At 75.4% G+C, this 20106-nt stretch carries 21 protein-coding genes; 9 read left to right on the forward strand and 12 right to left on the reverse strand.

Features of this window, described 5'->3' with window-relative positions:
* Positions 1–83 precede the first annotated feature (83 nt).
* The 4 genes from BM414_RS03130 to BM414_RS03145 form a co-directional block, all read right to left on the reverse strand.
* A complete protein-coding gene (locus BM414_RS03130; protein ID WP_093577997.1) occupies positions 84–674 on the reverse strand; it encodes a TIGR03086 family metal-binding protein in 591 nt (196 codons plus the stop codon).
* Between the two features lie 130 nt (positions 675–804).
* Positions 805–1965, reverse strand: a complete 1161-nt coding sequence (moeZ, locus tag BM414_RS03135; RefSeq protein WP_093577998.1) for an adenylyltransferase/sulfurtransferase MoeZ — start codon at positions 1963–1965, stop codon at positions 805–807.
* A gap of 109 nt (positions 1966–2074) precedes the next feature.
* A complete protein-coding gene (locus tag BM414_RS03140; RefSeq protein ID WP_093577999.1) occupies positions 2075–3046 on the reverse strand; it encodes a DUF3152 domain-containing protein in 972 nt (323 codons plus the stop codon).
* Positions 3047–3208: 162 nt separating this feature from the next.
* Positions 3209–4336, reverse strand: a complete 1128-nt coding sequence (locus BM414_RS03145) for an alpha/beta fold hydrolase (RefSeq protein WP_245784442.1) — start codon at positions 4334–4336, stop codon at positions 3209–3211.
* A gap of 68 nt (positions 4337–4404) precedes the next feature.
* On the opposite strand from BM414_RS03145, the gene BM414_RS03150 reads away from it, so the two are divergent.
* Positions 4405–5055, forward strand: a complete 651-nt coding sequence (locus BM414_RS03150) for a TetR/AcrR family transcriptional regulator (protein WP_093578000.1) — start codon at positions 4405–4407, stop codon at positions 5053–5055.
* Between the two features lie 82 nt (positions 5056–5137).
* Positions 5138–5374: a DUF3107 domain-containing protein gene (locus BM414_RS03155; protein ID WP_093578001.1), complete on the forward strand. Its 237-nt coding sequence runs from the start codon at positions 5138–5140 to the stop codon at positions 5372–5374.
* Positions 5375–5677: 303 nt separating this feature from the next.
* Here the strand turns inward: BM414_RS03155 and BM414_RS03160 are convergent, their stop codons facing one another.
* Complete coding sequence (locus tag BM414_RS03160) at positions 5678–6328, reverse strand: ferritin-like fold-containing protein (RefSeq protein ID WP_093578002.1); 651 nt, start codon at positions 6326–6328, stop codon at positions 5678–5680.
* 192 nt (positions 6329–6520) lie between these two features.
* On the opposite strand from BM414_RS03160, the gene BM414_RS03165 reads away from it, so the two are divergent.
* The 4 genes from BM414_RS03165 to BM414_RS03180 all read left to right on the forward strand — a co-directional run bounded on the left by BM414_RS03165 (position 6521) and on the right by BM414_RS03180 (position 11473).
* On the forward strand, positions 6521–8416 hold the full coding sequence (locus BM414_RS03165; RefSeq protein ID WP_245784443.1) for a DEAD/DEAH box helicase: 1896 nt from the start codon (positions 6521–6523) through the stop codon (positions 8414–8416).
* Positions 8417–8427: 11 nt separating this feature from the next.
* The gene (locus tag BM414_RS03170; RefSeq protein ID WP_093578003.1) at positions 8428–9597 is read left to right on the forward strand and encodes an outer membrane protein assembly factor BamB family protein; all 1170 of its coding nucleotides are present in this window, start codon (positions 8428–8430) and stop codon (positions 9595–9597) included.
* Between the two features lie 95 nt (positions 9598–9692).
* The gene (locus tag BM414_RS03175) at positions 9693–10607 is read left to right on the forward strand and encodes an alpha/beta fold hydrolase (protein ID WP_093578004.1); all 915 of its coding nucleotides are present in this window, start codon (positions 9693–9695) and stop codon (positions 10605–10607) included.
* Positions 10604–11473, forward strand: a complete 870-nt coding sequence (locus tag BM414_RS03180) for an oxygenase MpaB family protein (protein ID WP_245784444.1) — start codon at positions 10604–10606, stop codon at positions 11471–11473. Before BM414_RS03175 ends, BM414_RS03180 begins: the two co-directional genes overlap by 4 nt.
* A 31-nt stretch (positions 11474–11504) precedes the next feature.
* Here BM414_RS03180 and BM414_RS03185 read toward each other — a convergent pair whose 3' ends face one another.
* From BM414_RS03185 to BM414_RS03205, 6 genes are all read right to left on the reverse strand, one after another.
* Positions 11505–14048, reverse strand: a complete 2544-nt coding sequence (locus BM414_RS03185; RefSeq protein WP_093578005.1) for an alpha/beta fold hydrolase — start codon at positions 14046–14048, stop codon at positions 11505–11507.
* Between the two features lie 124 nt (positions 14049–14172).
* Positions 14173–15036, reverse strand: a complete 864-nt coding sequence (locus tag BM414_RS03190; protein ID WP_245784445.1) for a RecB family exonuclease — start codon at positions 15034–15036, stop codon at positions 14173–14175.
* A 9-nt stretch (positions 15037–15045) separates the two neighbouring features.
* Complete coding sequence (locus BM414_RS03195) at positions 15046–15921, reverse strand: PHP domain-containing protein (protein ID WP_093578006.1); 876 nt, start codon at positions 15919–15921, stop codon at positions 15046–15048.
* Between the two features lie 35 nt (positions 15922–15956).
* Positions 15957–16592 (reverse strand): PH domain-containing protein, encoded by a 636-nt coding sequence (locus tag BM414_RS03200; RefSeq protein WP_093578007.1) that lies wholly within the window; start codon positions 16590–16592, stop codon positions 15957–15959.
* Positions 16593–16598: 6 nt separating this feature from the next.
* Positions 16599–16757, reverse strand: coding sequence for a hypothetical protein (locus tag BM414_RS29065; protein WP_175551401.1), 159 nt, complete (start codon positions 16755–16757; stop codon positions 16599–16601).
* 127 nt (positions 16758–16884) lie between these two features.
* Positions 16885–17508 carry a DUF6758 family protein gene (locus BM414_RS03205; RefSeq protein ID WP_093578008.1) on the reverse strand — a complete coding sequence of 208 codons (624 nt, stop codon included), beginning with the start codon at positions 17506–17508 and terminating at the stop codon, positions 16885–16887.
* A gap of 81 nt (positions 17509–17589) precedes the next feature.
* On the opposite strand from BM414_RS03205, the gene BM414_RS03210 reads away from it, so the two are divergent.
* On the forward strand, positions 17590–18018 hold the full coding sequence (locus BM414_RS03210; RefSeq protein WP_245784446.1) for an NUDIX hydrolase: 429 nt from the start codon (positions 17590–17592) through the stop codon (positions 18016–18018).
* A 27-nt stretch (positions 18019–18045) separates the two neighbouring features.
* On the opposite strand, the gene BM414_RS03215 is transcribed toward BM414_RS03210, so the two are convergent.
* The gene (locus BM414_RS03215; protein ID WP_093578010.1) at positions 18046–18555 is read right to left on the reverse strand and encodes a MaoC family dehydratase; all 510 of its coding nucleotides are present in this window, start codon (positions 18553–18555) and stop codon (positions 18046–18048) included.
* Between the two features lie 138 nt (positions 18556–18693).
* Here BM414_RS03215 and BM414_RS03220 point away from each other — a divergent pair, with 138 nt between their 5' ends.
* Positions 18694–19182 carry a hypothetical protein gene (locus BM414_RS03220; protein WP_175551402.1) on the forward strand — a complete coding sequence of 163 codons (489 nt, stop codon included), beginning with the start codon at positions 18694–18696 and terminating at the stop codon, positions 19180–19182.
* Entirely contained in the window at positions 19179–20102 is a 924-nt protein-coding gene (locus tag BM414_RS03225) for an HTTM domain-containing protein (protein ID WP_245784447.1), read from the forward strand. The genes BM414_RS03220 and BM414_RS03225 overlap by 4 nt, the downstream gene beginning before the upstream one ends.
* The last annotated feature ends 4 nt before the right edge of the window (positions 20103–20106 follow it).

Genomic DNA, 20106 nt, shown 5'->3' on the forward strand with positions numbered 1-20106 from the left:
ACCTCCTGCTGACGTGGAGTCGCAGGATACGAAGGCCCGGGTGCCCGCGGGATGGTCCGCCACGGCTCGGGCACCCTGACGAGCTACCCCCTGCGGCCCAACCGGGCCAGCAGCCGCTGCTGGGGCGAGGCGCCGTCGGGGAGCTCGACCGGCGGCGCGAACAAGCCGGGGACGCCGTCGCCGGGCAGCCGGCCGGCCATCCGCTCGGCGGCCCGCACCAGCGCCGGGTCGAGCTCCTCGTCCCCACCGGTCGCGTGGGCGAGGTCCCAGGAGTGCACGGTGAGGTCGGCCGTCAGCTCCTCCACGTACTCCCACGCCGGCGTCGGCCCACGGGAGAGTTGCACCGTGCCGGACCGCAGGTCGGCGGCGGCCACGGCGGCCAGCGCCTCGTCCGCGACGGCCTCCCACGCGGTGAGCGGGTCCTCGCCCAGCAGGGTCCCGGTCCCGGCCGGCACCCGCGCCGCGACGTCGTCGAGCGGCTCACCGGCCAGCAGGCCGGGCACCCAGTGCGCCTCGCCGACGAGGTGGGCGACCAGGTCGGCCACCGTCCAGCCCGGCAGCGCCTCGAGGTCCCACTGCCCCGGCTCGACGGCGTCGACGCGGTCGGTGAAGGCGGCCTGCGCGCGCTGGAACAGCTCGAGCAGCTCGGTCGGGGACGGCGTCGCGTCGGGCACGGCCCCAGTCAACACGGACGCCGAGCGCCCGGCACCCGCGACGGGTGCCGGGCCCGGTGAGCTACCGGAACGGCCTCGTCCCAGGGTCCCCCGGCGCGCGAAGCGTGTCGTGGGGAGGGACGAGGTCCTTCTAGTAGGTGGGGAGCGTCTTGTCGATGCGCGTCGCCCACGCCGTCACGCCGCCCTGGACGTGCACGGCGTCCTTGAAGCCGGCGTTCTTGACCGCGGCCAGCGCCTCGGCCGAGCGCACACCGGTCTTGCAGTGCAGCACGATCGGCCTGTCCTGCGGCAGCTGTGCCAGCGCCCGGCCGGAGAGGATCTCGTCCTTGGGGATCAGCGTCGCGCCGGGGATGGAGACGATCTCGTACTCGTTGGGCTCGCGGACGTCGATGAGCTCGAAGTCCTTGCCCGCGTCCATCATGTCCTTGAGCTCGTCGACGGTGATCGTCGAGCCGGCGGCCGCCTCCTGGGCCTCGACCGAGACGACGCCGCAGAAGGCCTCGTAGTCGATGAGCCCGGTGATCGGCTCACCCTCGGGGTCCTTGCGCACCTTGATCGTGCGGAAGGTCATCTCCAGGGCGTCGTAGACCATCAGCCGGCCCAGCAGCGTCTCGCCGATGCCGGTGATGAGCTTGACCGCCTCGGTGGCCTGGATGGCGCCGATGGTCGCGCACAGCACACCCAGCACGCCGCCCTCGGCGCAGGAGGGGACCATCCCGGGCGGCGGGGGCACCGGGTAGAGGTCGCGGTAGTTGGGCCCGTGCTCGTTCCAGAAGACCGAGACCTGGCCGTCGAAGCGGTAGATCGAGCCCCAGACGTAGGGCTTGTCGAGCAGCACGCAGGCGTCGTTGACCAGGTAACGGGTGGCGAAGTTGTCGGTGCCGTCGACGATCAGGTCGTACTCGCGGAAGATGTCGAGCACGTTGTCGCTGTCCAGCCGCACCTCGTGCAGGCGGACGTCGACGTAGGGGTTGATCTCCTCGATCGAGTCCCGGGCGCTCTCGGCCTTCGACCGGCCGACGTCGGACTGCCCGTGGATGATCTGCCGCTGCAGGTTCGACTCGTCGACGGTGTCGAACTCGACGATGCCCAGCGTGCCGACGCCTGCGGCGGCCAGGTACATGAGCACCGGCGAGCCGAGACCGCCGGCGCCGACGGCGAGCACCTTGGCGTTCTTCAGCCGCTTCTGCCCGTCCATCCCGACGTCCGGGATGATCAGATGGCGGCTGTAGCGGCGGACCTCGTCGATCGACAGGTCGGCGGCGGGCTCCACCAGGGGTGGCAGGGACACGCTTGCTCCTCGGGTCTCGACCAGCGGCCCCGGTCGGCGGGGCCTGCGTTCGTCGGTCCAACAGGGTGGCACGCGGCTGTGTTCCCGCCCCGGCCCGCCCGTGACGGGCTCAGGGATACGGCCAGGCGTTCCTGGCGCAGCCGTCGAGGCCCAGGGTCTGCTGCTGCATCACCGGGGCGACCTGGCCGGCGCCCGGACAGGGCTGGTGGCCGTTGCCCAGCGCGTGCCCGACCTCGTGGTTGACGACGTACTGGCGGTAGGTGGCGACGTCGCCCTCGTAGTGGGGGACGGCGGTCTCCCAGCGGGCCAGGTTGATGACCGCCCGCTCGCCGTAGCGGCAGGAGGTGTAGCCGCCGGTGCCCACGCCCGGGCAGTACCGCTCCATGCTGCCGGGGCTGACCAGGCTCACGCGGAACTCGTAGGCGCCCGGGTCGGTGCCGTCGACGCGCTGGAAGGACATCCGGCCGCCGCTGCCCCACGAGCGCAGGTCGCCCAGCGTGGCCTCCACGGCGGCGGCGAAGGTCGCGCCGTCGACGCCGATGCCGTCCTCGACCTCGACGACGAAGCGCTGCAGCGGACCGCTGCCGTAGACCGCCGAGGTGCCCGGGACGACCGCCACGCTGCCCGCGCCCTGCTCGGCGTAGGTGCCGGCCGCGGGCGCGCCGGGCACCTCGGCCGGTCCTGCGTCGCCCTCGGCCGGCGCCGTGGGGGTGGCCGTCGGGGCCGGCGCCGTCGTCGGAGGAGCCGGTGACGGGGCGTCCGTCGACCGGGGGGCCGACGCCGTGCTGCCCGCCGTCGTGCCGACCCGCGCCGCGGACTCCCCGGCCGGGCCCAGCAGGTCGACCAGCGCCAGCACGGTCGCCACGGTGAGCAGCGGGATCGCGTAGGCGCGCCAGCCCCAGCGGGCGGCGAACCGGCGCAGCCGGCCCCGCGGGCGACGGGACCGTCGCGGGTCGGGCGGTCCGGGGGTGCGGTGCTGCACCGGTCGCGCGGGGGGCAGTGGCGGGAGCGGGGACAGGCCGCGCGCCGGCTCCCGGCCGGACCGGGTCCCGGGCGGCTGGCCGGACGGGGGACCTGCCACGGTGCCGCCTCCTCGCCGCGTCGGGTCCCGCAGCCGTGCGGCCGCCGGTCCCCTGCCGGTCACGTCGTCCTGCGGTCACGCAGTGTCGTGGAGCACGTCACCGCGCGTCCAGATCAGGCTCTCACGCGCCCCACCCGACACGCGGAACCCACCGGCGGCGCGTCAGCCGGCGCGTGCCTCGTCGAGGTCGCCGTCGAGGTCGCCGTCGAGGTCGCCGTCGAGAGCGCCGTCGATACCGCCGTCGAGAGGGGTGGTCCGCGGTGTCCGGAGGTCCTCGAGCAGCCCCAGCACCGCGCGGGCGGTCTCCTCCGGCGCCTCGAGCATCGCCACGTGCCCGACGGTCTCCAGGACCAGCAGCCGCGCCCGCGGCACGACGGCGGCCAGCCGCGGGGCCAGCCGGGGGTCGACCAGGCGGTCGCGGTCGCCCCACACCACGAGGGTCGGCATCGGCAGCGAGTGGGCCAGCCGCCAGGCGTTGGCGCGGCCGACGCGCAGGTAGGACGCGATCAGGCCGCGCATGCTCCGGGTCAGCGCCCGGTTGGCCCACTCATTCGCCGCCCGCTCGCGGGTCTCCTCCACAGCGGCGTCGATCCGCTCCGGCGGCACCCGCGAGGGCTCGCCGAAGCACATCTGCAGCATCCCGCGCACCGACTGCTCCGGCGTCACCCCGGCCAGCCGGCGCTCGGCGATCGTGGGGACGCCGGGGAGCAGGAGCAGCAGCAGGGCGCGGCCGAAGGCCTGCGGCACCCGGTAGACCGGCATGGCCGGCGAGACCAGCGTCAGCGACGCCACGAGGTCCGGGCGCCGGGCGGCGACGAGCAGGCTGACCAGCCCGCCGAGGCTGTTGCCGAGCAGGTGCACCGGCGCGCCCTGCCCCTCCCCGGGCTGGTCGCGCACGTGCTCGAGGACGTCGACCACCGCGCGCACGTGCCCGCGGATCGAGTACGACCCGCGCGGCGGCGGCTGGGAGCGGCCGAAGCCGGGCAGGTCGACGGCCCAGCCGGCACAGCGGACGGCGAGCAGCGCGGCCAGGTCGGTCCAGTTGGTGGACGCGCCGCCGAGCCCGTGGACGTAGAGGGCGCGTTCGTGCGGGCCGCCGGGCGTCCCCGCCCACGGCGTGGTGCGGACGTACACGGAGCCGCCGCGGACCGGCACGTCCTCGCCGGGCCACGCGTCCGGCGGCGGGTCGGTGCTCGGCAGGGCCGCCGTCGACAGCCGGGCGGTGGACGACGGGGCGACGGACGGGGGCACCGGCAGACGGCGGGCGCGCGCGCGACGGGCCTCGGGCACCCGGCGACGGTATGTCAGACCGACGGGACGCGTGCGGCGCGTGACCCGCCGGTAACATCCCCGGCGCCATGCAGTCCTCGCGCCCGGTCCCCGTCCGCCGCACCTCGCGGCTGCCGCGTGGTGCCCGGCGGCTGCAACTGCTGCAGGCCGCGCAGGAGGTCTTCGTCGCGCACGGCTTCCACGCCGCCGCGATGGACGACATCGCCGACCGCGCCGGCGTCAGCAAGCCCGTGCTCTACCAGCACTTCCCGGGCAAGCGGGAGCTCTACCTCGCGCTGCTCGAGCAGCAGGTGACCGAGCTGACCGACCGGGTGCGCGAGGCCATGGCCGGCACCGAGGACAACCGGCAGCGGGTCCACGGCGCGGTCGGTGCCTACTTCGACTTCGTCGACGCCGACGGCGGCGCGTTCCGGCTGGTCTTCGAGTCCGACCTCCGCAACGACGACGACGTCCGCACGCTGGTCGACCGCGGCAACCGAGCGTGCGTCGAGGCGATCGCCGAGGTGATCGCCGGCGACACCGGCAGCTCGCCGGAGCAGGCGCACCTGCTGGCCTCCGGGCTGACCGGGCTGGCCGAGACCAGCGCCCGCTGGTGGCTGGCGCAGAAGGGCACCGTGTCGCGGGACGAGGCCGTGTCGCTCATGTCGGCGCTGGCCTGGCGGGGCATCTCCCGCTTCCCGCGGGTCGAGGGCGAGCCGGCCGACCCCACCGTTCGCTGACGGCGCAGCTCCGCGCCGGGGCCGGGTGCCCGCCGCTGGACTAGCGTGGTCGGCAGCCGTGCAACCCGAGGAGGCATCCCGAGTGGAAGTCAAGATCGGTGTCCAGCACTCCCCCCGGGAGCTGGTCGTCGACAGCCCGAACACCCCCGAAGAGATCGCCGCCGCCGTGGCCTCCGCCATGTCCGGTGGCACGAAGGACGGGTTGTTGACCCTGGAGGACGACCGGGGCCGTCGCGTCCTCGTCCCGGTCGACCGGATCGCCTACGTCGAGATCGCCCAGCCCGACCAGCGCCGGGTGGGCTTCGTCGCGGGCAACTAGCGCCCAGCACGTCCCGACGGGGCGTCCCCGCACTCCGCGGGGGCGCCCCGTCGTCGTGTCGGGCCGAGCGGGCCCCGAAGGGGTCCGCGCAGGCGCGACAGAGACGCCGTGCGCGACAGGGGGACGGCGCCCGGCCGCGGCACGTGACGTGAGTCGCCCCGCGAGGCGTGTGCGAGGCGTGTGCGAGGCGTGTGCGAGGAGTGGGGGCCGGAGGTCCCCCGACGAGTGCGCGGGTGGGGCTCAGCTCGGCCGGGGGACGCTCCCTGGCCGCGCTGCGATCCGGAGGATCGCCATGCCATCGCGTCAGGGGTTCAGGCCGAGGGCCTTCATGCGCTCGGTGTGCGCGGCGGTGATGCGCTCCTGGAGCCGGACCACGCCGGTCAGGTCGCCGGTGCCGCCCATGATCAGCCGGGCCAGGCCGTCGCGCTCGGCGATGACCGCCTGCGACTGGGAGATCGCCTCCCCCACCAGGCGGCGGCCCCACAGCGCCAGCCGCCCGGCCAGCGTGCGCTGCGCGGCTATCGCGGCCCGCACCTCGCGGACGGCGAAGTCGGCGTGCCCGGTGTCGGCGAGCACCTCGAGGATCAGCGAGCGGTCCGGCTCGGCGAGGAAGCCGGCGATCTCGCGGTAGAAGTCGGCGGCCAGACCGTCGCCGACGTAGGCCTTGACCAGGCCCTCGAGCCAGGTGCGCGGGCGGGTGCCCTCGTGGAAGCCGTCGAGCGCCGCGACGAACGGGCTCATGGCCTCGGTGGGGTCGGCGCCGAGCTCGGTCAGCCGCTGCGCCAGGCGGTCGTGGTGGCCCATCTCGGCGGCGGCCATGCGCGCGAGGGCGGCGCGGCCGGCGAGGGTCGGTGCCATCCGCGCGTCCTCGGCGAGCCGGTCGAACGCCGTCAGCTCCGCGTAGGCCAGCACGCCGAGCAGGTCGACGACGGCTCGGGTGTCGACCGTGGTCACGTGCCACCTCCGGGTAGTGGTCGGGGCGGGTGGCCCGCGCGGCGACCGAGGCTAACCGCTGTCCGCGCTACCATGGGAACAGGCGAGCCGCCAGGTTCGCTGGTATCTGTGCGCTGACGAACGTCGGACGACGCCCCGAGGAGCCCCACTGGGCACCGGGTGCGTCCCCCGGATCCCCTCGGTCCGCTGGCCGTGTCGGCGCTGGAGACGCATCCCGCGACAACCGACCGCGGAGCGCCCGGGCGACGACGCCGTCGCCCCTGGCCGCTCCCCCAGCCACCAGAGGCGAGAGCACTGACCTCCACCGAGAACACCCCTGTTAAGAACGTCCCCACCACGCCCGAGCTCGAGCACGCCGAGACCGGCGCGCCCGCTCCGGAGCAGGTCGAGCAGACCGTCGAGCAGCTCGGCGGCGCGCCGGTCGAGGAGACCGCGCCGCTGTTCAGCGACTTCGACGTGCACCCCGACGTCGTCGCGGCGCTCGCCGATGCCGGCATCACCCGCACCTTCGCCATCCAGGAGCTCACCCTCCCCTTGGCGCTGGCCGGCCACGACCTCATCGGCCAGGCGCGCACCGGCACCGGCAAGACCCTCGGCTTCGGCGTCCCGATGCTGCAGCGCGTCGTCCCGCCGGCCGAGGGCGGCGACGGCGTCCCGCAGGCGCTGGTCGTCGTCCCCACCCGTGAGCTCTGTGTGCAGGTCGCCCGCGACCTCGGCACCGCCGGCGCCCGGCGGGGCACCCGCGTGCAGGCCATCTACGGCGGCCGCGCCTTCGAGCCGCAGGTCGCCGCGCTGCAGGCCGGTGTCGAGATCGTCGTCGGCACCCCCGGCCGGCTGCTCGACCTGGCGCAGCAGGGCCACCTCATCCTGGGCAAGGTCCGCGTCCTGGTCCTCGACGAGGCCGACGAGATGCTCGACCTGGGCTTCCTGCCCGACATCGAGCGGATCCTGACCATGGTCCCGACGCAGCGTCAGACGATGCTGTTCTCGGCTACCATGCCCGGCCCGATCGTCACGCTGTCGCGGTCGTTCATGACCCAGCCGACCCACATCCGGGCGCACGGCAACGACGAGGGCTCGACCGTCCCGCAGACCACCCAGTTCATCTACCGGGCCCACAACCTGGACAAGCCCGAGCTGCTCTCCCGCGTGCTGCAGGCGCGCGGCCGCGGCCTGGCGATGGTCTTCTGCCGCACCAAGCGCACCGCGCAGAAGGTCGCCGACGAGCTGGTCGACCGCGGTTTCGCGGCCGCCGCCGTGCACGGTGACCTCGGCCAGGGCGCCCGCGAGCAGGCGCTGCGCGCCTTCCGCAGCGGCAAGGTCGACGTCCTGGTGGCCACCGACGTCGCCGCGCGCGGCATCGACGTCACCGGCGTCAGCCACGTCGTGAACTACCAGTGCCCCGAGGACGAGAAGACCTACGTGCACCGGATCGGCCGCACCGGCCGCGCCGGCCGCGAGGGCGTCGCCGTCACGCTGGTCGACTGGGACGACATCCCGCGGTGGCAGCTGATCAACAAGGCGCTCGACCTGCCCTTCGCCGACCCGCCGGAGACCTACTCCACCTCGCCGTGGGTCTACACCGACCTCGACGTGCCCGAGGGCGCCAAGGGCCGGCTGCCCCGCTCCCAGCGCACCCGCGAGGGCCTCGACGCCGAGGTGCTCGAGGACCTCGGCGAGACCGGCAAGAGGACGAAGGGCGCCGGCCGTGGGCCCGCCCGCGGCGACTCCGGCCCCGAGGCCCGCACCGAGGAGGAGCGCCCGGCCCGGTCCTCCCGGCCCCGCCGCCGGACCCGTGGGAGCGCGGCCGAGGCCGTCGCCGCCGCGCCCACCGAGTCCACCGAGTCCACCGAGTCCACCGAGTCCACCGAGTCCACCGAGTCCACCGGGAGCGGCACCGAGGGCACCGCGGCTCCGGCCGGGGACGCCGCCGACTCCGGCGAGGGTACGGGCACGCCGCGCCGACGCCGTCGCCGTCGTGGTGGCCGTGGCCGCTCCGGCGCCTCCGCCGGGTCCGACGGGGCCGACTCCGGCCGCGGGGACTCCGACGGCTCGGGCGACGGCGGCGACTCCGAGTCCGCCGCCTGAGCCGGTAGGCCGTGGCGCTGCGTCCCCCGCCGCTGCGGGTGTGGGTCTGGACGGCGGCCACGCTCGCGCTGGTCGTCGTCGCCACCCTCCTGTGGCGGGGGTCGAGCGTCGCGGCCACCGACAGCACCACCGCGCCCGCGCCGGAGGCCCTTCCCGGCACCCCGTCCGGGGACCTGGCGCAGGCCTGGTCGGTCGACACCGGCGTCCCGCTGCCCCCCGGCGTCGTCGAGGGCGGCCGGGTGGTCGTGCCCTCCGCCGACGGCGTGACGGCGCTGGACCCGGCAACCGGCGAGGAGGCGTGGCACTACCGCCGCGCCGACGCCGCGCTGTGCGGCCTGAGCGCCAGCAACGGCCTGGTGGTCGCCGTCTTCCGCGCCGGCGACCGCTGTGACGAGGCGCTGGCGCTCACCGCCACCACCGGGGTGCGCGCCTGGACCCGCAACCTCAGCCTGCGCGGCGACGCGACGATCGCCGGCACCGACCAGGTGGTCCTCGCCAGCAGCGACACCGGGATCGTCGTGATCGACCCGGTCGGTGACAACGTCCGCTGGCGGTCGGCCGCCGAGCCGGGCTGCGCGCTGGTGGACACCGCCGTCGGCAGCGCGGGGGTGGCGGTGCTGCAGCGCTGCGACGGCACGGCCGCCGTACAGCTGCGGCTGTTCGACTCCTTCTCCGGCCAGGCCCGCTGGACCCGCGACCTGACCGTCGCCGACGGCTCCGACGTGCGGCTGGCCGGCGTCGACCGGCTCGTCGACGTCGTCGCCGGCGACGCGCTGCTGGTCCACCGTCCCGACGACGGCGCGCAGCTGCAGGAGCTCGCGCTCCCGGCCGCCACCGACGGCGGCGCGGAGGGCGACCCGGTCCTGCAGGGCGGCGTCGGCGACGTCGCCCTGGTGTGGGCGCGCGGCACCCTCTCGGCGCTGGACGGCACCACCGGGGCGCAGCTGTGGCAGGTGCCCGCACTCGGCCTGCCCACCGCGTCCGCCGTGGGCAAGGGCGAGGTGGGACGGGCCGGCGTGTGGGTCCCCGAGTCCGGCAGCCTGGTCCTGCGCGACCCGGCCACCGGCGCGGAGACCGCCCGGGTGGCGGTCGAGGACGCGCTGGAGCCCGGCGGCCGGGCCGCCGTCGTCGGGCCGGTGCTGGTCTACGCCCTCCCCGACCGGGTGGCCGGCTGGTCCTAGGAGGCCTCCCTGCCCCCCGCCACTCGCGAGCTCGCGGCGGGACCCTGCAGGGTCGCCCGGCGGCGCGGTCCCGACAGGCGGGGTTCACTGGGACCATGGTCCTGCCCGGTACCTCCGACAGCCCCGACCTCGCCATCGCCCCCGACGACCTGCGCCAGCTGGCCGAACACGACGCCTCGCCGCGCACCCTGCCGGGCCGGGCCGGGCCGCTGGCCGCGCTGGACACCGGCGGCGACGGGCGCAGCGGCACGGTGCTGCTGGTCGCCGGCTACACGGGCAGCAAGGAGGACTTCGCCCCGCTGCTCGCGCCGCTGGCCGCCGGGGGCCACCGCGTCGTCGCGATCGACCAGCGCGGGCAGTACGAGTCCCCCGGCCCCGACGACCCGGACGCCTACTCGGTCGCCGAGCTCGCCGCCGACGTCGTCGAGGTGGCGCACCTGCTCCGGGAGGAGACCGGCACCCCGCACCTCCTCGGGCACAGCTTCGGCGGGCTGGTCAGCCGGGCCGCCGTCCTGGCCGACCCCGCTGCCTTCCGGTCGCTGACCCTGCTGGGGTCGGGTCCCTCGAAGCTCGTCGGCCCGCGCGCCGACCTGCTCGAGCACCTCGGCCCGCTGCTGGAGCAGGGCGGCGTCGAACTGGTGCACGCCACGCTCGAGCAGCTGGCCATGACCGACGAGCGCGCCCAGGTGGTGCCCGAGGCCACCCGTGCCTTCTACGCCCGCCGGTTCCTCGCCAACACCGCCGCCGGGCTGCGCGGCATGGCCGACGCCATGACCTCCGAGCCCGACCGGGTCGCCGAGCTGGCCGCCACCGGGATCCCGGTGCTGGTCGCCCACGGCGCCGCCGACGACGCGTGGACGCCGGCCGCGCAGGCGGAGATGGCCCGGCGGCTGGGCGCCCGCCACGAGGTCATCGCCGGCGCGATCCACTCCCCCGCCGTCGAGAACCCACCCCGCACCCTCGAGGTGCTCACGTCGTTCTGGTCGTCGCTGTCGGACGACGCCCGGTGACCGGTGCCCGGATCTCGGCCCGCGACTGGTCGGCCGAGGAGGACCTGCTCGGCTTCTTCGGTCCCGACAGCGTCACCTGGAAGGTGCACGCCGACCCCGTCTACAGCGTCGGCGGGCTGCGCGCGCTGCTGCTGCAGGCGCTGCACCCGGTGGCGATGGACGGCGTCGCCCGCAACTCGACGTTCCGCGAGTCGCCGTGGCAGCGGCTGGTGCGCACCGCCGAGTACGTGGACGTGCTGACCTTCGGTACCCGGCGGGAGGCGGTGCGCGCCGTCCGGCGGGTCCGCGGGCTGCACCGGCCGCTGAGCGGCACCGAGGAGACCACCGGGCGCAGCTACCGCGTCGACGACCCCGACCTGCTGCTGTGGGTGCACAACTGCGAGGTCGACTCGCTGCTCGACGTCGCCCGCCGGGTCGGTGTGGTCACCGACGTCGAGGCCGACCGCTACGTGGCCGAGCAGGTGACCGCCGCCGAGCTGATCGGCGTCGACCGCGCCGACGTCCCGGCGTCGGTGGCGGAGCTGGCGGACTACTTCGAGCGGGTCCGGCCGCAGCTCGCGCTCACCCCGGCCGGGCGGGAGGCCTGGCGCTTCCTCGTCGTCCCGCCGATGCCGCGCTGGGTGCAGTTCCTGACCCCGGCCCGGCCGGCGTGGGGCTCGCTGGCCTCGCTGGGTGTGGCGACGCTGCCGCCGTGGGCGCGGAAGCTGGCCTCGCTGCCCGGCCTGACGCTGACCGACGCCGCGGCGACGGCGGCGCTGCGGGCGTTCCGCACCGGGATGCTGGCGCTGCCCGAGCGGGCGCGGCACTCGCCGACCCGGCGGGCCGGGTTCGAGCGGACGGCGTCCGCGGTGGCGGTGGGCGCCTGAGTCACGGGGCGGGACCGCCCCGGGGACCCACTCAGGCCGAGGGCGTCGCCGCCAGGACGTGGTCGACGACGGTCGTCACGTAGGGGACCTTGAGCAACGCGTTGTGGTCGCAGTCGACCTCCACCACGTCGTGCTCCCCGGTGAGCAGCCGATCCCAGCGGCGGGGGTCGTCGGGGTTCTCGTTGGACAACACAGCGAGTGCGCGACCCGGCCACGGCGTGGGGCGGTGGAAGCGGGCCACCCGGGCGCCGAGCTGGTGGAAGACGTCCTTGCGCTCCTCGGCCGAGTAGGCCACCAGGCCCGCGCCGAGGATGCGCAGCCTGGTACGCCACAGCTGCCGCCGGCTCTGCGGCGAGAACTGCGGACCCATGGGGGCCATGCCCGGCCCGACGGTCTCCCCGGGCAGGTAGGTGTCGAGCAGGGTGAGCAGCTCGACCCGCCGACCGCGCGCCGACAACAGGTGGGCCAGAGCGAGGACGACCAAGCCGCCCATCGAGTGGCCGACGAGCTGCACCGGGCCCTCGGGCGCGATCCGCTCGACCACCCGCAGACAGCGGCGGGCGGCGCGCCCCACTGTCCAGTCGGGGATGCCGCGCCCGTCGAAGCCGTGCGCTTGCAGCGCGTACACCGGCTGGTCGGGCCCGAGGGCCGCGGCGAAGGCCTCGAAGTAGGCCGCCTCACCGCCCGCTCCGGCCAGGCAGAACATCGGCGTGCGCGTCCCGGTGGTTCGCAGCCGCACCAGGTCGGGCACCCGATCGGTGCTCCCCCCACGCCGCGCGAGGACGACCCGCCCGGTGAAGTCGGCCAGCGTCGGGTGCTCGGCGAGATCCCCGGCGACCAGAGCGACACCGAGCTCGGCCTGCAGCCGGGCCAGCATCTCCTCGACGGCCAACGAGTCCCCGCCCAGGGCGGTGAAGCTCTCGTCCCGCCCGACGACGTCCAGGCGCAGCACCACGGCCCAGATGCGAGCCACCTGCCGCTCCGCCTCGCCCGCCGGAGGCACCGGTTCCGGCCGCGGCGGCGGCTCGGGCAGCCCGCGGACGTCGACCTTGCCGCGCTCGCTGCGCGGCAGCACCGGCAACAGCACGACGTCGCGCGGGACCATGTAGTCGGGCAGCACGCGTGCGACCGCGCTGCGCAGCGCCGCCGGGGACGGCGTCCGCCGCGCCGGGTCGGGCACCACCCAGGCGACCAGCCGAACCTGCCCCGCCCCGTCGGTCCGGCCTCGGACCACAGCGTCGGCGACCTCGGGCAGGGAGCGCAGCACCGCCTCGACCTCCGCGGGCTCGACCAGGTAGCCGCGCACCTTCACGGCGTCATCGGCGCGCCCGACCAGGTGCAGCACGCCGTCGGCATCGAGTCGCGCTCTGTCGCCGGTGCGGAACCGCGTCCGGCCGTCGGGCAGCGGGGTGAACACGGCCGCGGTCGCCTCGGGGTCCTTCCAGTAGCCGGCGGACATGTACTCCGAGACCACGTGGAGGACGCCCACCTCACCCGGCGGCACCGGATCGCCGCCGGCATCCAGGACGACGAGCTCGCGCAGGGGCACCGCCCGCCCGGCCGGCACCACGCCGTCGGGCAGCGGGTCGCCTGGGCCGATCGGGTGGATGGTGAGGTCGCAGCTCTCCGAGGAGCCCATCCAGTTGGCGAAGACCGCGTCCTCGCGCAGCCGGGGCCGGAACGCGGCGACATCGGCGCCGTGGACCTTCTCCCCGGCCGTGGTGACGATGCGCACCGAGTCCAGGACAGCACCCTCGGGCAGGGCCTCCCCGATCGACCGCAGCAGCGACGGGGTGCAGTGCAGGGTGGTGACGCGGCTGGTGGCCAGCCAGTCGACGAGGTCGCGCAAGCCGTGTACCCGGGGGTCGCGGGTGACCACCGTGGCGCCGTTGAGCAGCGCCGCGAAGACCAGGATCTGACCAGCCGCGAACGACGCCGGCAGCACGAGCGAGACGCGGTCCCCCGGCACGAGCGCCAGGGCGTCGCGGCAGGTGTGACCGATGCCGAGCACGGTGCGCTGCGTGTACACCACGCCCTTGGGCACGCCGGTGGTGCCCGAGGTGAAGATGATCGACGCCGGCGCGTCCAGGCCGGGAGTGGGCAGGTCGGCGGTGTCCCCCGTCCCCGCGCCGGGTAGCAGGCCGCGCACCGACTCGACCCCGGGCAACCGCGCAGCGAGCGCGGAGCGGGCGTCGTCGGCCAGGACGACCTCGACGCCGGCCCGCTCGGCGATGACGCCGATGCGCTCCTCGGGCAGCGCGACATCGAGGAAGACCGCGGGCCGGCCGGAGACGAGGACGGCGGCGAAGGCCGCGATGCTGTCGGTGCCCTGCTCGGCCAGGACGGCGACGGGGCGCGGCGGCACGTCGGGATCGGCGTCCGGCAGCTCGGCGACGAGGGCACGGATGCGGCTGCCGAGCTCGCGGTAACTGAGCGACCCCTCGGCCGACTCGATGGCGGGGATGTCGCCGAAGGCTGCGACGACCTCCTCGAGGCGCTGGCGGACGTCGGTCCAGTACCCGGGCATCACGAGGGGGGTCAGCGCGCCCACGACCTCGGCGTTCGTCGTCGACATGGGCCGACTCTGGGACGCCGACCCCACGCGGTGCAACGATTCCTGCGGAAAGAACGAGCGTTCACCCTTTCGAGGCACCGACTCGTGCCCTGCGGTGGCCGCCCGGAGCGCTCCGCCTGCCCGGTCACCCCGGAGGTGCGTCCTCAGGAGGTAGGAAGCTCCACGTCTCGCGCGGCGGGGTCGCCGCCTGGCCGGCCGGGCAGCTGGGCCGGAAGTCGCACCAGCCGCACTGCCGGCCGGTGACCGTGGGGAACGCCTCGTCCGGTGGCACGCCGTCCTCGAGCGCCCGGGTGGCGACGGCGATGTCGGCGGCCACGTCCTCGGCGCGGCGCACGTGGTTGGCCAGCGACCGCTCGGTGTGCTCGAAGGAGGCCACCGTGCCGCTGGGCAGGTGGTGCAGCTCGACCCGGCTGCACGGCCGGCGCAGCGTGCGCCGCACGCCGAGCACGTAGGCGGCCAGCGCCGCCGACCCGCGGGCCTCGTCGTCGGTGCTGGGCACCCGGCCGGTCTTGTAGTCGACGACGACCAGCTCGTCGCCGCGCTGGTCGATGCGGTCGACCCGGCCGGTCAGCACGAGCCGCTCGGTGGTGCACGAGACCTGCCGCTCCAGCCCGACCGGCTCCTCGGCGGGGTCCAGCGACTCGACGTAGCCGGTGATCCAGCCGGCCGCCGTGGCGCGCCACCGGGCGGCCTGCTCGTCGTCACGGAAGCCGTTGGCACTCCAGACGCCGTAGAGCAGCTGCCGGGCGGCTCCCGCCGTGCGGCGGGCCCGCGGCTGGTCCCACCAGGAGCGCAGCGCGGCGTGCACCGCCGACCCGACCGAGTTGTGCGCCCACGGCGGGCCCTTGGCTGGCGCCGGCCGGTCGACGTAGGCGTACCGGTAGCGGCGCGGGCAGTCGGCGAAGGTGGCCAGCTTGCTCGGCGTCGCGGGGAAGAGCCGGCGCGGCATGCCGGGCATCTCCAGCTGCGCGCCGTCGGACTGCCTCATCCGGTCACGCTAACCGGCAGCGCCGCCTCGGCCGGCCAGTGGCACGCTGCCCGTGGACGCGGCCACCAGCGCCTCGTACTGGGCGGGGTCGGTGGTGCACGCGCCGATCGGCGTCGCCTTGTTGGCGCCGTGGTAGTCGCTGGACCCGGTCACCAGCAGGCCGAGGTCGCCGGCCAGGCCGCGCAGGTGCGCGCGCTCGGCCGGGCTGTGGTCGGGGTGGTCGACCTCCAGCCCGACCAGCCCGGCGCCGGCCATCGCCGCGATCGCGACGTCGTCGACCACCCGGCCGCGCCGGGTGGCCAGTCCGTGCGCGAACACCGGCACGCCGCCGGCGGCGCGGACCATGCGGATCCCCTCGAGGACGTCGGTGTCGGCCTTGGTCACGTGGAAGGGGCTGCCCTGGTGCAGCAGGGTGGCGAAGGCCTGGTCCACCGAGTCGACGACGCCGGCCTCGACCAGGGCGCGGGCCACGTGCGGGCGCCCCACCACCGCGCCGCCGCTGGCGTCCAGGATCCGCTCCCACTCGACCGGGTAGCCGGCCGCGGCGAGCGCGGCGACGATCCGCTGCCCCCGGTCCAGCCGCTCCTCCCGCAGCCGCCGGCGCTCCTCGGCGAGCTCGGGGTGGTCGGGGTCGAAGAGGTAGGCCAGCAGGTGCACGCTGACCGGCCGGCCCTCGGCGGGGAACCAGCGGGCCGACAGCTCCATGCCGGGGACGACGGTCAGCCCCTCCGGCCGGGCCGCGGCGGCGCTCGCCCACCCGTCGGTGGTGTCGTGGTCGGTGAGGGCGACGACGTCGAGGCCGGCGGCGCGGGCGGCGGCCACCAGGGTGGCCGGGCTGTCGGTGCCGTCGGAGACCGACGAGTGGGTGTGCAGGTCGATGCGCATCGGCCTCCAGCCTCCCCCAGCCCCCCGGCCCGCGCTCAGGCCGCGCCGGGTGCCCCGGGCAGGCGCGGGATCGGCTGGGTGTCGCGCCGCTGCCCGGTGGGGGCGGGGTGTCCGTTCTCCGGGTTGCCCTCGTCGTCGCCGCCCGCGGCTCCTCCCCAGTCGCTGCCGAAGAGGAGCTCGCTCACCTCGCGGTAGAGCAGGTCCGCGCGCGGCAGGAAGGTGATCTGGGACAGCGCCTGCTGCGAGCCGGCCGACTCGAAGCGGAAGGTGCCGTAGCCGAGGACCTGGCCGAGCACGGTCTCCTTCCAGGTCAGGTCGGTGATCCTTCGCAGCGGCAGCAGGGTGACGGTGCGCGCGACGATCCCGGAGGTCAGCAGCACGCGGCGGCGCGTGACGATGAAGTGCCGCATCCACCACTCGCCGGCCCGCAGCGCGAACCAGCCGAGGGCGCCGACGACGACGAGCAGGCCGACGCCGGAGCTGAACCGGTTGTCCGGGTCGAGGGTGAGCACCCACAGGCCGACCAGCAGGACGGCCAGGGCATTCGCGCCCGGCCACAGCAGCACCGCCCAGTGCCGGCGGGTGGCCACGACGGCCTGCTCGCCGGGGAGCAGGTACTTGGCGGCGTCCTTGGCCCACCGCGGCGGGCGGCCGCCGCCCGGGCCGGTCACGGCCGCCTAGACGAGCGAGGTGACGAACGCGGCGATGGAGGAGGCAGCGTCGCCGAGTGCCTCACCGGCGCTCTTCACCATCTGCGCCGAGGACTCCGGCTGCTGGATCACGTAGAAGACGACGAAGGCGACGGCCAGCCAGACGAGGACCTTCTTCAGGTTCACCGCCACCTCCGGGGATCAGTTCGGACCGGCGGGCACGGCGCCCACGCGGGTCGGCCCGGAGGCCGTCACATGGGTAACACAGGCACCAGGGCCCACCCGCCGGACACGCCGGGGAGAACCGGGCCGTTCACTCCCCCGGCAGCAGGTGCTCGCTGGGCGGGCCGAGCGGGAGGTCGGGATAGAGGCGGTCACGCAGGTCGAGCAGGCGCAGCTCCTCGGCCAGCAGCCAGCCCGCAGACATCGGCCACATGACCAGCCACAGCCACACGCCGTAGGCCTCGCCGACGAAGGCCGCCCGGTCGTCGGACGTGGGCACCGCCCACAGGGGTGCGCGCTGGCCGGCCGCCTCGACCGCCGCCGACGAGGGGCCGGTGATGACGTCGCCGGGGTCGAGTCCGGGCAGTCCCGCGTAGCCGCAGCCCACGCCCATCCCGGGCTCCTCGGCGACCAGCACCAGCTCCGCCGCCCCGCCCAGCGGCGCCGGGCCGGCGCAGCCGACGACGATCGCCCGCGCGCCGGGCTCCCCACCCCAGGCCAGGCCGGTCACCGTCCAGCCCGACGGCACGGGGTCGGGCACCCAGGCGGGCACCCGGGCGTCGGCGGTGACCGCCGCGATGGCGTCGTGGGCGATGAGCGCGGTGTGGTGCAGCGGGGTGACCGCGCCGTGCAGGTGGCACCAGGCCACCGCCGAGTCCCCGGGGCGCACCACCAGTGCTTCGCCGCAGCGGGGACAGACCGGGGAGGCGCTCATCGGATGACACCGTCCTGTCACGCGGGGCCGACGTCAAGCGCAGTCGGACGGTGCCGGGTCGCGTCACCGTACCCTGCGGCCGTGGCGCCCTCCTCCCCCGGCGGACCGTTGCCGGTGCAGGCCTGCGTGGGTGCCGTGGTCCTCGACGCGAAGGGGCGGCTGCTGCTCGTCCGGCGTCGCAACGCCCCCGGGCGGGGGCTGTGGTCGGTGCCGGGTGGGCGGGTGGAGCCGGGCGAGACGCTGTCCGCGGCGGTGGTCCGGGAGGTCCGGGAGGAGACGGGGCTGGAGGTCCGGGTCGGCGCCCAGGTCGGGCGGGTGACGATCCCCGGCAACGGCGTCGTCTACGAGGTCGCCGACTTCGTCTGCACGCTCGCCGACCCGTCCGCCGTGCCGTTGTCCGGCGACGACGCCGACGCGGTCACCTTCGCCGACGCCGCCGACCTCGACCGGCTGCCGTGCACGCCGGGGCTGGTAGCGACGCTGCGCGGCTGGGGCGCGCTGCCGTCCTGACCTGCGCCGGCAGCGCGCCCCTCGTCCTCAGGAGCGCGGTTTCGGCTCCGGGCGGCCCGGCTGCTCCCCGCCGCGGGCCTCGCCGTAGGAACGCTTGGGCACCATGACCTTGCGCCGGAAGACGCACACGACCGTGCCGTCCTGCTTGTAGCCGATCGTCTCGACGTGGACGATGCCGCGGTCGTCCTTCGACCTCGACTCCGTCTTGTCCAGCACGGTGGTCTCGCCGTAGACGGTGTCGCCGTGGAACGTCGGCGCCACGTGCCGCAGCGACTCGATCTCCAGGTTGGCGATGGCCTTGCCCGACACGTCGGGCACGCTCATGCCGAGCAGCAGCGAGTAGACGTAGTTGCCGACGACGACGTTCTTCCCGAAGTCCGTGGTCTCCGCCGCGTAGTGCGTGTCCAGGTGCAGCGGGTGGTGGTTCATCGTGATGAGGCAGAACAGGTGGTCGTCGTACTCGGTGACGGTCTTCCCCGGCCAGTGCTTGTAGACCGCACCGACCTCGAACTCCTCGTAGTACCGACCGAACTGCACGGTTGCTCTCCCGACGTCGTCGTGCGGTGGACGGGCGACGCGGCACGCGGACAGGGCCGTCCCGGGCCGGGCAGGCCAGTTGCCCACCACGCGGCGTCGGTGACCCATCTGGACGGCCGCCGATCCTACGATGCCCGCGTGATCCAGCCGTCCCGCGCCGGCGACCCCGCCGAGGCGGACGTCGTCGTGCTCTCCCCCGGCGGGCGCCGCGTCCGGTTCGCCGCCACGCTCGTCACCCTCGCGCTGGTCCTCGCCGGGACGCTGTGGGGCACCGACGCCTCGTTCCCGTTCGGCCCGTTCAAGATGTACTCGACCCGCGCCGACGCGAATGCACCGGTCGTCTCCACCCGCGTCGTCGGCCTCACCGGCGCCGGTGAGGAGGTGCGGCTCTCCGGCGGCGAGGTGGGGCTGCGCCGCGCCGAGTTCGAGGGACAGCTCCCCCGGATGGTCGACGACCCCGCGCTGCTGGTGACGCTCGCCGAGACCCACGCGCGGCGCCACCCGGACGCGCCCTCCCTCGTGGAGGTGCAGGTGGTGCAGCGGCACTTCGAGCTCGACGACGGCCTGCCGACCGGTGAGTGGACCGACCGGGTGCTCGTCGGCCAGGACCTGGAGGCCGGCTCGTGAGCACCCCCGCCGTCGGCTCCACCGCCCCCTCCCCCGGCTCCGTCCTCCGTGGCCTGCGCGGCTTCTGGACCCGACCGGTCCCGCTCGCCCGGATCGCGGTCTTCCGCACCATCGCCTACCTGTTCGTCCCGGTCGACGTCTTCCTCACCACCGCGTGGGTGCGCGCCCACGCCGAGGTGCCGACCGTCTGGTACCAGCCGCTCGAGATCGCCCGGGTGCTGCACCTGCCCACGCCGACGTCGACCGTCGTCCACGTCGTGCAGTGGGCCTTGGTGCTCACCGCCCTGGCCGCGGCCACCGGTCGCGCGCCCCGGCTGCTCGGGACCGCGGTCTTCGTGCTGTACCTCGAGTGGATGGTCATCGCGATGAGCTACGGCAAGGTCGACCACGACCGCATCGCCTACCTCGTCGCCCTCGCGGTCCTCCCCACGATCGGCCGGGTGCACTGGCGCGACCGTCGCCGGTCCGAGGCGGCCGGCTGGGCGATGGCGGCGGTGATGGTGACCGTGATGCTCACCTACTTCCTCGCCGCCTGGGCCAAGATGCGCTTCGGCGGGTGGGACTGGGCGACCGGCTCGACCATCACCCGGGCGGTGATCCGCCGCGGCACCGGCCTGTCGGAGTGGACGCTCGACGTGCCCGGCCTGCTCGTGGCGGTGCAGTGGGCGATGCTCGTGCTGGAGTTCGCCGCCCCGCTGATGCTGCTCGTCCGCTCCGACCGGGCCCGTGTGGCGCTCGTGGTCTTCCTGCTCGGCTTCCACCTGATGGTGTTCGGCGGCCTGCGGATCATCTTCCTGCCGCACTGCGTGGCGATCCTGTCGATCCTCCCCTGGGAGCGTGCGCCCGAGGTCCTGGCCGCGGCACGCAGGCGGCTGCAACCGGGGCGGGCCGCCGCACTGGCCACGGCCCCGCCCGGCTGAGCCC

The organism is Geodermatophilus amargosae, assembly GCF_900116515.1.
Taxonomy (GTDB): Bacteria; Actinomycetota; Actinomycetes; order Mycobacteriales; family Geodermatophilaceae; genus Geodermatophilus; species Geodermatophilus amargosae.